At 42.0% G+C, this 16,377-nt stretch carries 15 protein-coding genes; 1 reads left to right on the plus strand and 14 read right to left on the minus strand.

All coding sequences use genetic code 11. From position 1 onward, the window contains the following. Positions 1–312 precede the first annotated feature (312 nt). The 4 genes from mutY to ACSAJE_RS05565 all read right to left on the minus strand — a co-directional run bounded on the left by mutY (position 313) and on the right by ACSAJE_RS05565 (position 3,775). Positions 313–1,344, minus strand: coding sequence for an A/G-specific adenine glycosylase (gene mutY / locus ACSAJE_RS05550; RefSeq protein WP_243103957.1), 1,032 nt, complete (start codon positions 1,342–1,344; stop codon positions 313–315). Beyond that, positions 1,341–2,270, minus strand: a complete 930-nt coding sequence (locus ACSAJE_RS05555; RefSeq protein WP_458009924.1) for a hypothetical protein — start codon at positions 2,268–2,270, stop codon at positions 1,341–1,343. The genes mutY and ACSAJE_RS05555 overlap by 4 nt, the downstream gene beginning before the upstream one ends. Positions 2,271–2,401: 131 nt before the next feature. Then, on the minus strand, positions 2,402–3,001 hold the full coding sequence (locus ACSAJE_RS05560; protein ID WP_118689810.1) for a hypothetical protein: 600 nt from the start codon (positions 2,999–3,001) through the stop codon (positions 2,402–2,404). A 267-nt stretch (positions 3,002–3,268) separates the two neighbouring features. Beyond that, a complete protein-coding gene (locus tag ACSAJE_RS05565; protein ID WP_022024544.1) occupies positions 3,269–3,775 on the minus strand; it encodes a flavin reductase family protein in 507 nt (168 codons plus the stop codon). Between the two features lie 215 nt (positions 3,776–3,990). On the opposite strand from ACSAJE_RS05565, the gene ACSAJE_RS05570 reads away from it, so the two are divergent. Then, on the plus strand, positions 3,991–4,833 hold the full coding sequence (locus tag ACSAJE_RS05570; RefSeq protein ID WP_118689811.1) for a YihY/virulence factor BrkB family protein: 843 nt from the start codon (positions 3,991–3,993) through the stop codon (positions 4,831–4,833). Here the strand turns inward: ACSAJE_RS05570 and ACSAJE_RS05575 are convergent. The 10 genes from ACSAJE_RS05575 to ACSAJE_RS05620 form a co-directional block, all read right to left on the minus strand. Then, a complete protein-coding gene (locus ACSAJE_RS05575; protein WP_182448159.1) occupies positions 4,800–6,287 on the minus strand; it encodes a SpoIID/LytB domain-containing protein in 1,488 nt (495 codons plus the stop codon). The two genes, ACSAJE_RS05570 and ACSAJE_RS05575, sit on opposite strands and share 34 nt — an antisense overlap. Positions 6,288–6,337: 50 nt before the next feature. Then, complete coding sequence (locus ACSAJE_RS05580; protein WP_458009925.1) at positions 6,338–7,825, minus strand: DUF4340 domain-containing protein; 1,488 nt, start codon at positions 7,823–7,825, stop codon at positions 6,338–6,340. 32 nt (positions 7,826–7,857) lie between these two features. Further along, positions 7,858–9,366, minus strand: a complete 1,509-nt coding sequence (locus ACSAJE_RS05585) for a Gldg family protein (protein ID WP_458009926.1) — start codon at positions 9,364–9,366, stop codon at positions 7,858–7,860. 17 nt (positions 9,367–9,383) lie between these two features. Beyond that, positions 9,384–10,250: an ABC transporter permease gene (locus ACSAJE_RS05590; RefSeq protein WP_022024549.1), complete on the minus strand. Its 867-nt coding sequence runs from the start codon at positions 10,248–10,250 to the stop codon at positions 9,384–9,386. After that, positions 10,251–11,312, minus strand: a complete 1,062-nt coding sequence (locus tag ACSAJE_RS05595; protein ID WP_118689815.1) for an ABC transporter ATP-binding protein — start codon at positions 11,310–11,312, stop codon at positions 10,251–10,253. Between the two features lie 394 nt (positions 11,313–11,706). After that, positions 11,707–12,228, minus strand: coding sequence for a peptidylprolyl isomerase (locus tag ACSAJE_RS05600; protein WP_022024551.1), 522 nt, complete (start codon positions 12,226–12,228; stop codon positions 11,707–11,709). Positions 12,229–12,340: 112 nt separating this feature from the next. Next, the gene (locus tag ACSAJE_RS05605) at positions 12,341–12,703 is read right to left on the minus strand and encodes a response regulator (protein WP_022024552.1); all 363 of its coding nucleotides are present in this window, start codon (positions 12,701–12,703) and stop codon (positions 12,341–12,343) included. A gap of 167 nt (positions 12,704–12,870) precedes the next feature. Next, the gene (locus ACSAJE_RS05610; RefSeq protein ID WP_118689816.1) at positions 12,871–13,323 is read right to left on the minus strand and encodes an NUDIX hydrolase; all 453 of its coding nucleotides are present in this window, start codon (positions 13,321–13,323) and stop codon (positions 12,871–12,873) included. A 76-nt stretch (positions 13,324–13,399) separates the two neighbouring features. Continuing rightward, the gene (locus ACSAJE_RS05615; RefSeq protein ID WP_118689817.1) at positions 13,400–14,926 is read right to left on the minus strand and encodes a peptidoglycan D,D-transpeptidase FtsI family protein; all 1,527 of its coding nucleotides are present in this window, start codon (positions 14,924–14,926) and stop codon (positions 13,400–13,402) included. Further along, positions 14,838–16,352, minus strand: coding sequence for an FtsW/RodA/SpoVE family cell cycle protein (locus ACSAJE_RS05620; RefSeq protein WP_458009927.1), 1,515 nt, complete (start codon positions 16,350–16,352; stop codon positions 14,838–14,840). Before ACSAJE_RS05620 ends, ACSAJE_RS05615 begins: the two co-directional genes overlap by 89 nt. Between the last annotated feature and the right edge of the window lie 25 nt (positions 16,353–16,377).

Below are 16,377 nucleotides of genomic sequence, written 5' to 3' on the forward strand. Positions count from 1 at the left end.
TTCTCCTCCATTTTTTCATTTTCTAAGCCACTATTATAATTTCGGGTCAGCAAACGCTTATCCCGCACAAATGACACCGTTATTTCGTAAGCGCAACACTGTGTATTATAGCACCAGAGCGCAAAAAAGTCCACAATATATTGTGATTATTTCCCAGAAATCACTAAATATTGTGGAACTTCTCTTTTTTCTAAGCACTACTCTTGTAGTGTACAGATTTGCGTACAGGGGCACATATTTCTCCTGAGAAAACACTTTACTAAAACTTCCCATATCGAAAATTGCTTATCAATCCACATATTGCTTATTATGTCAAAGAGACTGCAGATAATAGGCAAATGCCGTTGGGATACTGTACTGTTCCCGCAACGTCTGCACATCGCAAAAAATCCCCTCCGCTTGAAGCTGATCCGGGATCTCCCGCAAATGGATCCCATACCCCAGCATGTGCCATTCTACATGACTAAAAATATGCTTTGCCCTGCCTAACAGTTGAATGTCGCCGCTCAGATCCCACTCTGATGTCCAATCCCGAATCTCTTCTAAGGACATGTGCTGTTCCTGTCCGGGTAATTCCCACATTCCTGCAAGAAGCCCTTTCTCCGGCCGTTTACGGATCATATATTTCCCCTGATACTCAATCACAAAAATCGTGCGTTGTTCGAGTTTACGTTCTTTCTTGGTCTTCTTCACCGGATAACATTGCATCGTCCCCTGCTTTCTCGCCTTGCAAAACTCCGCTACCGGACACATAGAACAATGCGGCTCCCCATTCGGAATACAGATCAAAGCACCGAGATCCATTAATGCCTGATTGAATCGTCCTGCCCCCTCCGGCAATGCCTCTTTGATGGTTTCCCGTACATTCCGTTGAAATGCTGTTTTGCTGATCTCTGTATCATCCGCATACAATCTGGTGTAGATGCGGTACACATTGCCATCCACCGCTGCCTCCTTTTTACCGAAAGCTATCGATGTGACAGCTCCTGCTGTATATGCACCAATTCCCGGCAACGCAAGCCATTCCTCATAACTTTCCGGAAACTTTCCCTGATACTGTTCACATATCTGCACCGCAGCTTTTTGGAGATTTCTGGCTCGATTATAGTAGCCTAGTCCTTCCCACAATTTAAGCAAACGTTCTTCCGAGACGGCAGCAAGGCTCTGCACATCCGGCAATTCCTCAAGGAATCGATCATAATACCCTATCACAGCCTCCACTCTCGTCTGCTGCAGCATAATCTCTGACAACCATACATGATAGGGTGTTGGGTCACTTCGCCATGGCAGTGTTCTTGCATGTTTTGCATACCACTGCATTAACGGTTTTACAATTTCTTTCACTGATTTCTTCCTCTGCCACGAAGAATCCGGCCGATATCATTATTAATGATCGCGTCACCACTCTCTGCATCCATTTGTTCCGGCTGTGGTTCCGGCATCGCAACCACTCTCTTAGTGTCTTCCGACAATCCCATGATCTGAAGTATCTCCTCTTCCAAAATATGCGTATATGAGGATAATTCCTGCACCGTCGGGATCTTACCATTTTCCTCGGCAAGATATTTGGTTGCCTCATGCAGAAGATTTGTCTTGGCAAGCATCGCACTTTCCTGATCTTTATTATGCAATTCTTCATCAATATAGCGCTCCATTGCCAACTTTGCCTCTAACTCTAACGTCCCCCAAAATGCAGCAAGATCTGCTTTGCCATTTCCCAACAGATAGCGTTCTGTATTCTCCTCGATCACAAGCATTCCTTCTAACAATCCGAGATTGCCCTCTGCGATCAATTCTTCCACCGGTGCCTCTCTTTTGCGGTACTCTTTCGTCATCTCCGTCACCCGGTGCAGTCTGCTCTCGATAATGCGGTCACGTAACGCACGTTCTCCCTGCAAAAAGCGAACAATCTCCGCTTCTGTAACTGTATCATTGTGATCATTCCAAGCATCCAATTCCTCACGGTAGAGTCTGCGATTTCTCTCGGAACGATCTTCTTTATCTTCTCCGGAAATTACTTCCTCCTGCTGTTCTACAGGCTCATTCTCTGTCATAGCGCGAAGCATGTCTTTATCCGGCTTATATTCATAATTCTCAATTTCTATAGCATGTGCTCCAAGATACTGGTACAATGCCTGCAACTGTTCCTCGGAAAGCTGCATATCTCCCAAATAACTCAAAATTTCTTCTTTGGTTAATTTCCCACCCTGTGTTACTGCAATATTTTTGATCTCATTGACCATCTCCAAAAACTTTCCGTAGTCTTCCATATGTCCCCCATATTTTCTCATTGCTTAGAAAAGAACCGGTACGAATAGGTACCGGTTCTCTCATACATTCATTTACAGACGTACCATGATAGATCATCAATCGACCGCCTCATATTTCCTAATGATAAGAATTATTTAAGCTTACCTGTTACAGTAACTGTCATGCTCTTCTTAGGCATTTTCTTGATGCTTGTTGCTGCACATTTCTTATTAGCATTAGAGTTCCAAGTATTTACAACCATGATCTGAGTGAACTTATCCTTCTTGCCCGGATCCGGAGTAAGTGCAGGTTTCTTAATTGTCTTAACTGTCTTTCCATCCATCTTCAATGTAACCTTAGAAACAGAAAGTTTTTTCTTCTTAGCTCCTGCAAGAGATGTATCAACATAGATTGAATTCCAGCCCTTATCCTTAGCAAACTTCTTTAATTTCTTACCGGATACAGATACAGTAAATTTGAATTTACCTTTCTTGAATGTAGCATTCTTAACCTTGATACCGGCAATCTTCTTATTGCCCTTTGCACCATTAAATACGCCCTTAGCACGGTTTGCATCATTATGGTTAGCTGCAACACCATTGTAACTCTTTGATGCGAAGCAAAGATATGCGGAATACTTGCTTGCTGCATCTGCCTTCTGTGATACAACCGGTACTGCTACTGTTGTTGCTGCTACTGCTGCTGCCATGGAGAGCGATAATACTCTCTTTGTTACTTTTGTGAATCTCATAACGTGTCCTCCTCACATTAAAATAAAAGATAAAATTTGCCGGCAGATCATGGACCTGCCACCAGAAACAATACTAGCACGCGACTTTTCATTTGTCAACAATTCAGAGCCATTCCTGACCAGTAATTTTAAGCCCTAAACTTCTGCAAATGACAACCGGATCATGATCGGTAAGGCGGCTTATTGTTTTTACTTCCGGTAATTATTAAATACTATATATACAAGGCAAATATATGGCATTCTGTATATAAATTATCACGTTCAATCTTAACGGACTAATATCTCTTCAATCTTCCCAACATACATCGTATGAAGATCGCCATCCGCATACCATTTTGGCTCAATTTCTGCATCCAACATCTGATCCATAGTAATATCTGTTGCAGAAAGTGCTGTACAGGTAAGCACCAGTTCCGCTTCATCAATATATGGTATCCCATTCTCATAAGCAACAGAAACACCGGCTTCGCTGATCTTATCCCCATCTCTGCCGGATACCGTTCCCAAATGCTGTAATGCCTTGCGGTATTCTTCTCCCAAAAAGCTGATAGAAAAGTGTCCTGTTTTGTCAATGAATTCTTTGGTATAACGTGACTGACGAACAAAAATATAAACCACATCACTTCCCCACAGTACGCCAACACCACCCCATGAGGCTGTCATTGTATTGGCCTTATCCTCATCTCCGGATGTGATCAGCATCCATTGCTTGCCGATCTTATCAAACGGATTCATTGTTAATACTGTCTTGTCTTTTTTTTGAAATGTATGCATAGTGCATTTCCTCCTTTATTTTATGCTGTGCTACAGTGTAACACAATTTTTTCTTGCCTGCTATAGCGATGTTTTAGAACTAGTCAAAACAACTCTCGCATATTATACTATAAGATGGTATCGATCAATATCTCAAACTCCGAATGTGTGAAGTTTGAGATAATACTATTTACCATTCTGTAAACACCTTAAAATTGTGAAAATGGAGGATTCCTATGATCCAAAACAGATTAAAAGCACTTCCGGGATATTCCCGTTATCAGCGAGTTGCTGATAAATCACGAAACGCCAGCATTTCCTCTCACGCAGGAGCTGCCGCATTTTTTATGATGCTCTCCTTTTTCCCGTTTACCATGTTTTTGCTTTCTCTGCTTCGCTTCACTCCGATCACGGAAAGTAATCTTGCAAATATCATTCAAATGTTATTTCCGCTTTCCTTTGGCGAAACCATTTCCAGTCTGATCGGCCAGATTTATAACCCAAACACAAATACATTACTTCCACTTTCCGCAATCACAGCTGTATGGCTTGGTTCCAAATCTTTTTTAGTGTTGATCCGCGGCATCAACGATGTGTATGAGATCAAAGAAAGCCGTCCCTTTCTGTTGGTGAGACTGCTTGCTTTCTTTTATACTTTTTTATTTGCCATTCTTTTTGTCGCTGTCTTAACAATATTAGTATTTGGCAACACATTATATTACCACCTCTGCCATATTTTTCCTCTGCTGCGATCAAAATTTCTCACGATCATCAGCATTCGCCCCATTGTTGGTTTTGTCGTGGTGTTTTTATTTTTTGTGATCCTGTACTACTTTGTTCCCAATCACAAAACGTCTCTTCTAAAGCAGATACCCGGCGCTCTTTTTACAACCGCAGGATGGATCATTTTTTCCTATATCTACTCTTACTATGTAGATCATTTTTCCAACTACAGTTATTTTTATGGCACAATGACCACGATCGCACTGTTGATGGTATGGCTTTACGCATGTATGTATTTGCTGTTTTTAGGCGGCATTTTGAATCACTTGGCTGACAGTTCACACCCATCAAAATAAAAAGATAGAATCTGCCTGTAATTTTTTCCTTTTTGCGCCATTACCGCTGCACCGGTCTGGCTCATCCCGGTCCCGTGACCAAACCCGCCACCGTGCAATTCAAATATCGTTTCACTCTTTTCTTTTATCGTGTCTATATAAAACGCTGCGCTTGGAAGCAGCGACAGCTTTGCCGTTCCTTTTGTCAAATGTGCAGTAATCTGCTGTCCGGCTGCAAGCACCTTGCGAATATTATATTGACTACATACTAAGACGACTGATTTTGAACCGATCACGACCAGCTTTGTGACGATTCCACTTTCCCCTCTCTTTTCTACGCGGATCCCGCGAACCGTTCCAACAGACGATAATGCTGCGCTATGGTAGGTGCCGTCCTGCCTCTGCATAAGTATCTTATTCGGATCCGTCGCATAGCATTGCTGTAATGCATTGTCGATCGATGCGCTCAATTGTTTTGCATTGATCCGTATCCACCAACGGTACCATTTTGAATCTTTGTCGTATGCTGCATCCGTTTTTTTCGCAATAAATTCTCGAAACTGTTTTTCCTCAGACAACCGCAATGTTTTATTCTTTCCACCATCCTGCTGCATACAACTTTGTAAATAATCTACTTCCCGATCAGTTTCCCACACTTCTTTTCCACTCGCGCTCTTCCCCCACGAAGTAGAATAATAGTATGTCTGTATACGCTTTCCACCACTGGTAAGCACTTGGTCTTTCGTCGTGTCCACCGCTTTTTTCGATTGTTTATCTTCCGGAATATTGTTGTATACCTGACACGCTGTACTATCCTCTAGATCTGCATGATATTTTTTGTAGCGGTGTGCCGCGATCTGATTGCTGGCATACGTTCTGGCGCAAACCGCCTGTGCACGTAACGCTTCCATTCCATTCGAAGTTGATAATTCACTTGGCACCACCGCATACAAATATTGTTCTAACGGCAGACTGTTTCTGACCAGAAAACCGTTTTTTTTCGGCAGCAGTGTGATCTCTCCACGATAGGATGGTGTCCTATTCTGTCGTTTGATCGAATGCACTGTGATCTTACCTCCATCTTTTGGCTGGATCGTGATCTTATCCCTTGAATCTTTTCCATCTTCTTTCACCAAAAAGGTAACCTGTTCCTTTGCGGAATAGGTTACCTTGTGGTTTCCTTTACGTACCTGCAGCCCTTTCGTCCCGCTTACGCACACCTTATCGTGATAGAGTGACGTAAAACCTGTTGTGGACAGCAGTACACGTACCTTCTTTTGTTTTTTCTGCCGGGAAGAAGTTTGTTTTGTTATTTTCACTGATTTGGTGTCAGATGCCGTCTGTGACATCTCCTGCTCATCTAACGTATACCACTTGATCTTACCGGAACGCCAAGCATCCAGCACCAATATTCCTAACACAATAACAACAGCCAAGATCACTTTTTTCGATGATTTTTTCACTGCAATAACCATTTCCTTCCCATGCTGCAATTTTCTTTGCTGCAATCTGCTGCTTTGGATCATTACTTTGAAGCTAACAATTTTTCAAAAACTTTGTCTGCCACATTTTTATCAACGAGGAAATGACATTGTCCATCCACTTTGATCCGATAAAAATTCACACCATCGTACGGCAGAAATTCCAGTTTCAGTGTACGATCATCTGTTTTGAGCGTGATCGTTCCCACCGACTTATTCCCGGTAACTTTTTGTTTATCGGAAATCGGACGGCGATAAACAAGATTTCCAAAGACGGTTTGATAGGTTGTTCGGAATGTTTCCTGATCTACCGATTTGCCATCTAATTTAACATAGTAATCATATACTTTGCTATTGTCCTCAGAGATCGCATTTTTCACCTCTTTTTTGGTCATTACGATCTTATGCGTCTTTCCATTTTGGGTCAACGTGATCTCCTGCAATGTATCCACATTTGTTTTATGCGGCGTATTACACAACATATTCATTGGTGTCACTGCGACAATTCCATCAATTGTCTCAGCAGACATACGATAAATACCTTTTTCTCCATGAATACTCACGTAATAATTATCGCCGCTTTTGTCTTTTTTGCCAACCGAAAACTGATAAACATGATCGGTCTTTTTCTGCTTGCTTTCATCCGTCGTGCTGTTTTGATCGGTCGAGTCACCCTCTACAGTATAGTAGGACACATCAACAACATATGATGGTTTATCCAATCCATATTTTTTCTTGTCAGAAGATGTCGCTTTATAAGTCACACCATCTGTGCAAGAAAGGTTTGCCAAACCGCTAAACTGATTCTGAAGTGCACTGACACTTCCCGGCATCGTCTTACCATATACCGGTGTAATATCCCAGCCTTCGTAATCCTTATACTGCGCACGATTCTTGTTGTAAACTGCCTCGAAAGTCTCTCCCTTAGATGGCGTAACCTTAAACGCAGTTACATAAGAAGCATTGATATCCGGCTGCTCCGGCAACTCCATCATCTCCTGTTTCGTATAACTCAGGCTATCAGTTATATTAGATGGTATTGCATATATTTTATTTTTATTCCCACAATATGCATAATATCCTTCTGCAGCAACCGATTCCATACCGATCGTCAGCGTTTTTGTCGTTCCGGCTCTGTCTTTCAGCTCGATCTGATAGGAAGGTTTATCCAGCTGATACTGTGAAATATCCTCCGGATCCATAACTACCAGTTTCGATGCTTTGACCTCGGCTACATCATCTAAGATATCGTTGATCTTCTCCTGATCGATCGGATATTGGTTATCCTTAGCATCTTTCCATACGCCGTTTTCTTTGGTATAAGTCATGTCCGCTTTGTCGGACACCACATGCACACTTACCAGATCATCCGCCTTCAACGAATATAACGTGATCTCTTTATCTTCTTGTGCCGCTTCTTTGGCAGCCTTCTTTTTTTGATGTACTCCGGCTCCATAGTACCCAATTCCTGCCGCCACCAGAAGAACACAAAGGATCACAATGGTCATTGTTTGTTTTTTCTTTTTTGACACAATAATCACTCATTTCTATGATATTTTACGTATTATTTTTTTCGGCGCATCATCCATATTACAAAACCACAAAGCAGGCATGCAAGTGGAAGCAATATGATCAATACAGCAGCCCATACTAATTGCATTACAGGAGTAAGGCTCACACTGGATACTCCAAGACTCTTGGCATCAATTGCAACTTTATCTTCTTTCGTAGTAAGCATCGAATTAACTGCTGATTTCAGCAAAGATGTATTCTCTAGCTGGCCACTGGAAGCATATTTCTCATTAAATGTAGAGGCAGATGCATATGCCACAATTTTCGTTTCCTTATCATCGTCTAACTTCTCTGTTGCAGAAATTCCTGCGTAGAATGGTCCCGCTACATCTCCATTTTCCTTCTCGGAGCTTCCACTAGACGGATCCACTTTCAAATAAGAACTATCTGATGTTTTAAGCAACTGTTTCATTGTCAAAGAACTACGGATCTCAGACATAACATTCATACCTACCGCATTTGGCATGATAATATATCCCTGCAGATCACCCAGCATCTCGGAAGCATCTGTTCCCAGTTCCGGTACAATAAAGTTTGGATAGCAATAATACTTACCGGAGGTCTCGCAAATAATCCCCTGCTTGCTCTGAATGCCATAATACTCTAATACTTCTTCCAGATTTGTCATTTTCTCTGTTGTATAACTCAGGTTGATAATGGCATTACCACCGGCTTTCAGATAATCAAGAACGATCTTCTTCTCATTATCCGCCAGATCTGATGTCGGGCCATTGATCATCAAAATATTACAGTCGTCCGGAATCTTTTCGGCAGTCAATAACTCTAAATCTGCCGTCTCCACATTCATCTTGGCAAATGCCTTTGTCAACGTATCCGGCAAAGCCACCTCTGAATGACCGGTTGCGACATACATTTTTGTTGTACTGCCGGATAAAACATTCTGAATTGCTGAGGTGAGCTGCCCCTCCGCATCTAAATAGTAGTTCGAATTAGAACTGCTGCTATAAGAGCCGGAATAATCCTGCTCCGAATAATACATTTCCGATCCACTTACCAATTTAGCTGTCTTGTCGGCATCTACTGCGACAATAACGTCATTGGAAGATACATCGTCTGTAATGTCATACTTCGAAGCAAACGCCGGATTAGCTACCGGGTCAACTTTCTTAATAGAAATATGCTTGGAAGCTTTTTTGTACTGCTTCAACACATTTTCGATATATTCATTTTCACTGCCACTGGATACCATATAATAAAACGTGATATCTTTCCGGCTGTTCTTTAAGATCTTTTTCGTCTCTTTGGAAAGCGTAAACAGATTGCCCTTGCTTAAATCGGTGGACAAATCCAGCTTTCCAACAACCAGATTTAATACGATCACAAGTGCAATGACTAATACTGTAACTACCGAACTATAGGCACCCGACTTAAACTGTCCCGTCTGAAAAGACTTCTTAATACTACCACTTTTCTTGGGAGCTTTTGGGGTTGTTGTCTCCGTTGTTGCGGCTTCCTTATTTTCGTTATTTTCTATACTCACGATTCGAAACCTCCTTCTTAGTTAAATCTCTTCTTTTTGATGATCTGTACGGTCAAGAATACGAACAAAAATGATACGCTGATGTAATAAACAATGGCATCATATTTCAAAATACCCAGTTCAAAATCCGAGTAACGGCTCGTAATCGCAAAAGCATCTGCAACCTTAGATAAAAGGTTCTCATATACTGCAGATTTTGCAATATAAATTCCCCATACAACTACTTCACCGATCACCGCTAAGATCGCAGTAACCGTAATATTTTTCATCATGTTATATGCGATAACACAAACCACGATCCACGCAACTGTTAAGATCAGTGCCTGGGAGAGCGCGTCCGTAGGAAGCATGCTTGCAATACTTGTAAGCATGTTGCTAAGAAGCAATACAATAAATGACACAACCGCTGCGATCACCTGACTTTCTGTCAAGGAAGAGATAAACAAGCCAACAGCAATGTTTGCTGCACCTAACAGATAAAAACCGATCAAACTGCTGTATGCTAAAGACAGTCTGACATCCTGACCATACATATGGATCAATAATGGATACAGTGCGATCACTAAAATGGCAATCGTAAACAAGATCATAACCGCAATATATTTTCCAAGGATTACTTTAGTTAAAGAAATCGGTGATGTATATAATAACTGATCCGTCTTTTGTTTCTTTTCTTCCGCAACAATACGCATTGTCAATATCGGGATTAAGATCACAAAAATAAATGTCATATTTCCCAAAGTCATTTCAAAGTTACCAATTCCCTGGCTTAAATTGCCCGCCCAGGTATACAATCCCACAATAGCCAGAAAGAATGCAAGAAACACAAATCCGACCATTGAATAAAAATACTGTTTTAATTCTTTTTTTATTATGGCAAACATCTATTCTTCCTCCTTTTGCTGCTCTTGTGTCACAGATGCACTTTCGACTGTCTGCGTTTGTGCTTCCTGTGCAGTTTCTTCTGCTTTGGCAGCCTGCTTTTTCGTTTTTTTGCCGCCATACTGTCTGGAACCACCTCGTGTCAATGCCAAGAACGCATCTTCCAAAGATGCAGCCAAAGGATGCAGCTCATAGATTGGGCAATCCGCTTTAACCATTGCATAGAAGATATCTTCTCTAATTTCTGCACCCGGAGTCATATACAAGGTAAGACCTAACGTTCCCTCCTCATTCTTGGTGTCGTATTTGACATCACGAATGCCCGGAACAGTACGAAGTGCCGTCTTAATCTTATCTTTGGTTCCTTTTGCCACCAAATGAATACCGTTCTTTTCGACCATTTCACGTGTAAGATTATCCGGTGTATCCTTGGCGATCATATGGCCTTCATTAATAACAATGATCTCATCGCACACTGCAGAAATCTCCTGCATGATATGTGAACTCAACAAAATTGTATGGTGATGACTCAGATCTCGGATCAGCTCTCTCATCTCAATGATCTGCTTTGGATCCAGGCCAACGGTTGGCTCATCTAAGATCAAAATTTCCGGATCACCAAGCATTGCTGCTGCAAGACCTACTCTTTGTTTATATCCTTTGGACAGATTCTTGATCAGGCGTTCCGAAACATCCAATGTACCGGTACGTCCCATGATTTTGTGTACCGTTACATCTCTTTTTGCTCTTTCGACCTTCTTTAACTCTGCTACAAAGGTTAAATATTCTCTAACCCGCAGATCCGGATAAAGTGGTGGTATCTCCGGCAGATAACCAATATGTTTCTTTGCCTTCTCCGGTTCCTCATTCACATCGATACCATTTACCAGTACCTCTCCGGATGTCGGTGCGATATATCCGGTAATAATATTCATCGTCGTTGATTTTCCTGCACCGTTTGGTCCCAGAAAACCGATGACTTTACCTGTCTCAACCGTAAACGAAAGATCATCTACAGCAGCGTGATCACCATATTTCTTGACCAGATTTTTAACTTCAATCACTGTTCTTTCCTCCTACAATTTAGACACCTTACTAAAGGTATCTTATTCCTTGTGCGATAGTATAGCAAATTAATGTCAAAATTCTGTGAACAGACGCAACACAATTAGAAAACATTCTCGCAGTCCTTTTTGTGTTATAGGAAACGAGAAGTTTCCTATAAAGGTTAGGGTGTCAAAAGTCCATTTTCATGACGGAGATATTTTTTTGAAGATTTGCGCTACAATATCTTGAGGCGATGCGGCGCATCGTTGATAGATATTGTGGCCAAAGATTCGAGAAAATAGCCCGTCAGGGAAATTCAGACCTTTTGACACCCTAATCCTATAAAGTAAAAAAGGACTGCTGCAGCACATAACTGCCTACAGCAATCCTTTCTCATTTATCCGACTATTATTAGTTGCATTTCTCCGGCTCCGGATAATCCACGCCGAAAGTATCAACGGTCACTTCGATGATCATCTGTGGCTCTACCGGTCTGTCGCCAGCATCCGTAGCTACTGTAGCGATCGCATCAACAACATCCTGTCCCTCGGTCACTTTACCAAAAGCTGCATAGGCACCGTCCAAATGAGGTGCATCTTTATGCATGATAAAGAACTGGGATCCTGCTGAGTTTGGCATCATGGAACGAGCCATGGAAAGCACTCCTGCTGTATGCTTCAGGTTATTCTCATAACCGTTCTGTGCAAACTCACCGCGGATATGGTATCCCGGTCCACCGGTTCCAATACCATCCGGATCTCCACCCTGGATCATAAAGCCATTGATTACACGATGGAAGATCAATCCATTGTAAAATCCCTTATTGATCAAAGAGATAAAATTGTTGACTGTGATCGGAGCAACCTCCGGATATAACTCTGCCGTGATCGTTCCTGCTGTCGTTTTCATCGTAATAACTGGATTTGTTGCCATAATAATTCTCCATTCCCCCGACATCCATAAATACCGGACTGTCAAGTATAGTATTTAATTTTTTGTAGAAAAAATAGAGGCAATGTACCCATTGCCTCCACGTATGTATCCTTTAGCCAATTACTTTCTTAACTGCTTCTAATACACGATCTGCCTGAAATGGTTTAACAATAAAGTCCTTCGCACCATTCTGAATTGCTTCAATTACCATTGCCTGCTGTCCCATTGCAGAGCACATAATAACATTAGCACCTGCGTCAGCCTCTTTGATCTTCTTCAATGCCTGAATACCATCCATCTCCGGCATTGTGATATCAAGCGTAACCAAATCCGGTTTTAACTCCGCATACTTCTGTACTGCTACGACACCATTTTCTGCTTCCCCTACTACATTATAACCACCTTTTGTCAAGATATCCTTAACCATCATACGCATGAAGGCAGCATCATCTACGATTAAAATATTATTGCCCATGATCATTCTCCCTTACATTTATAGTATCAACTTCATTCTATGTTGAATATCTAAATCTGCACTACTCAACAAACTACCTATTCATTATATCTACTTTCCCTGTATCTGTCAAGGAAAACAGACCCGGAAAGTCATCCTTTCAAGAAATGAAATTTCCTACCCTGCCGTTAAAAATACTTTGGATTGCCCCATAAATTTCGACGGCGAAGATCAATATATTCACTATACGCCCGGTCTAATATCTGCTTTTCATTAGAAAACTTTAACAGATGATAAGCCTCGTGAAACTTATAATATCCGGAATCCACAAAATATTCTTCCTGTTGCGGTCTACTGTAATAACTGTCTGCCATCATCAAGTACCAATGTACATCTTTGACAACAGTGTCTCCTGCCGCAGTAAACGAATACTGGCTCTTCCCAACGTAGCTGATGATACTGGCATCAGCGCCACTCTCTTCCTTTACTTCACGGAGTGCCGTTTCTTTATACTCTTCGCCAAGTTCCACAGTCCCTTTCGGCAGAACCCATCCTTCGTAACGATTTCTGTAATTCTTGTACAAAAGCAATATCTTGCCTCTGTGTATCACCACACCGCCACAACTGGTTGCTTCTATCATTGCATTTCCTCCTTCGTGCGGTTACTTTTCTTGCGTATAGTATACTATCATTCTACCATAAATGCAATGCTAACCATTATTTTGAAAGGTACTCCCGAAACATCTTTTTTGCAATCGGAACCGCGTATTTTCCACCGGTTCCGGCACCTTCCACAACAATACTGACAACTAATTTTGGATGATTACTCGGTGCAAATCCGACAAACCATGCATGTGTTGTACCATCCGAATCCGCCTCTGCAGAACCGGTCTTTCCTGCCACCTGATACGCAGATGTCTTTAGCAATGTTCCCGTTCCTTCATTTACCACTTTTTCCATCATTCCGGTCATTGCTTCCGTAACCCATTCATCCACGAGTTTTCCCTGTGACTTCGGCTTATACTGCTTAACGATACGTCCATCTGCACTTTCTACACGGTCTACCACATATGGTTTCATCATCTCGCCACCGTTTGCAACCATCGCAGTGATCATTGCGTTTTCTAATGGCGTGATCAACGTCTTACCCTGTCCGATCGCTGTCTGCGTCACTTCTGCAGCATCTGACTTGGCATTCAACGCAAATCGACTCTTGTTAGCCTCAAACTCCACAGATGGTTTTTGATTAAAATAAAGCTTTTCACAAAACTTACGGTAGGAATTAAGATCGAGTCTTGTTCCAATGTCTGCAAAGGCACCGTTGCAAGACTTTGCAAATGCAGTTGGCAGGGACAGTCTTCCATGCCATTCTCTGCTATAGCAGTTGATCCTGCTGCCGGAAAACACTTTGGTTCCTTTGCAGCGATAACGATACTCCTTATAGCTATCCGGATTTTCCATCATATATTCCATCGCTGTCACAATCTTAAACGTAGATCCCGGCGGATAAAGTCCCTGCGATGCACGATTGACTAATTTAGATTCTTCCTCATCGTCCCGAACCAGCGATTGCCAATTTTTTAAGACAGTGTTCGGATCATAAGCCGGTTTAGAAACCATCGCCAAGATCTTGCCTGTATCCGGCTCTAAAGCTACGACTGCTCCACGGTAATCTCCAAGTGCATCGTACGCCACTCTTTGCAATCCCGCATCCAACGTCGTATAGACCGAATCGCCCATATTTTTTTCACCGCGCAATGTATTGCCAAGCTGTGTAAACGGATTCATGTGTGATGTCAGCATCGGATAACACTGCGACAGCTCAATTCCTGTCATACTATTATCCGTTCTCCCCACAACATGACAAAATTTCTTTTTTCCCGGATACGATCGGTATTCGTTGCCGTCATCATCCGTCACAGTCTCCGCAAGCACCTCGCCGTCCTGTGAATAAATACTTCCCTTCGTAATCTTTTCTGCTAATATCTTCTGGCGTTTATTGTGTGAATTATTAATTACTTTTTCACTGTCCACTGCCGTAAAATACGCCAAATATCCCGCCATCGCCAAAAACAAAGTCACAAAGGCATATGTGATAAATAAAATCTGTCTATTGCCTCGTTTGCGCTCTTTTTGAAGCTGCTTCTGTGCCTGTTTATCGGACCTGCGTCTGGCTGAGGCGCTTTCTCTTGGCGGATGTATTTCGTCCACGCTGTTCTTTCTGATATTGCTCCTTCGACCCATCTTGATCCTCCTCTTCAAAATTCAACACATACATCCCTTGTATAATGCAAAACAGTATGATCGTGCTCATCACAGAACTTCCGCCATAACTTATCAACGGTAATGTAACTCCTGTCGATGGAATAAATTTAGTAACTCCACCAATCGTCAAAAACACTTGAAAAATATATTCTACCGCTAATCCAAGGGCTGTCAGCTTATAGAAACGTCTTTTCATCTTGAGTGCAATGTTTACAAACAATACAAAGCAGCTGATCTCTACCAATATCAGACAGATTGCAAAAATAACACCCAACTCCTCGCAGATTGCCGAAAAAATAAAATCACTGGATGCCACCGGAATAGAATTCGGCATTCCCTCTCCAAGACCCATGCCAAACCACCCACCGGTGCCTATGGCAAATAGTGATCTTGCAACCTGATATCCCTCATTGTCAATCGTACTCCATGGATCCTGCCATGCAAGCACACGAACCTGAACATGTGAAAAGAGTCTCCACGCCACGACTGCTGCCAAAGTTCCCGCTGCCAATGCTGAGATCAAATACAACGAATTTTGACTTGCCACATACAAGGCGATCACATATGTGATAAAAAAGATCAACGCTGCACCAAGATCCTTTTGCACAACAAGTATCAACACATGTGCAGCCGCTGCTACAGAAACCTTGACCACATCAACAAACTGCACAGAGTGCGCTAACAGTGCTGCTACAAAAAACACAAAAATAATCTTTACAAATTCTGAAGGCTGCATCGCAAAACCTCCGATCTGAATCCAGTTTTTTGCACCATACCGCTCCACACCGATCACAAAAACAAGTGCTAACATTGCCAGACCGATTCCAGCATACCACCACCCAAACCGGTCAAAATAAGAAAACCGTTCGATCATCCACGGTATAAACAGACCTGCCACGCAGATCACCGACGCAAAGATCATTTGCCGCATTGCAAAATCCATATTCAATCGCTCGATCATCAAAAATCCAATCGTAAGCAACATTAACATATTGTTCATCACTAACTTGGACAGGTTCTGATACACATAGGAATACGCCTTGTCCACCAACACCAAAAAAACGACCTGTGCCACATAGAAAAGAACAATTTTTATCGACAGACTGTTCAAAAATAATACTAGCGAACAGATAAAATGTATCGTAAACATGATCTTTTTCTGTCGTCTGTATATTTCCTCTTTGCGCTCCATGTTTTTGCCAATAAATACTGTAAAACAATGCCATGTATAAACCGCAAAAACAACAATGATAATATATTTTGATATTCCCACTAATACGGAATGCAGTACCGCGATCGCATCTACATTACCAAATATACTCATTAATTTCTGCGCCGCTTCCTTTTTATCCATACCGATAACCATACCCTTCCATTTCTGTGCAGACCGACTGTCTGCCGACACTGGTCTGCCTTTTATTACTGTATTC

This window comes from Jutongia sp. SJQ-6, assembly GCF_054161275.1.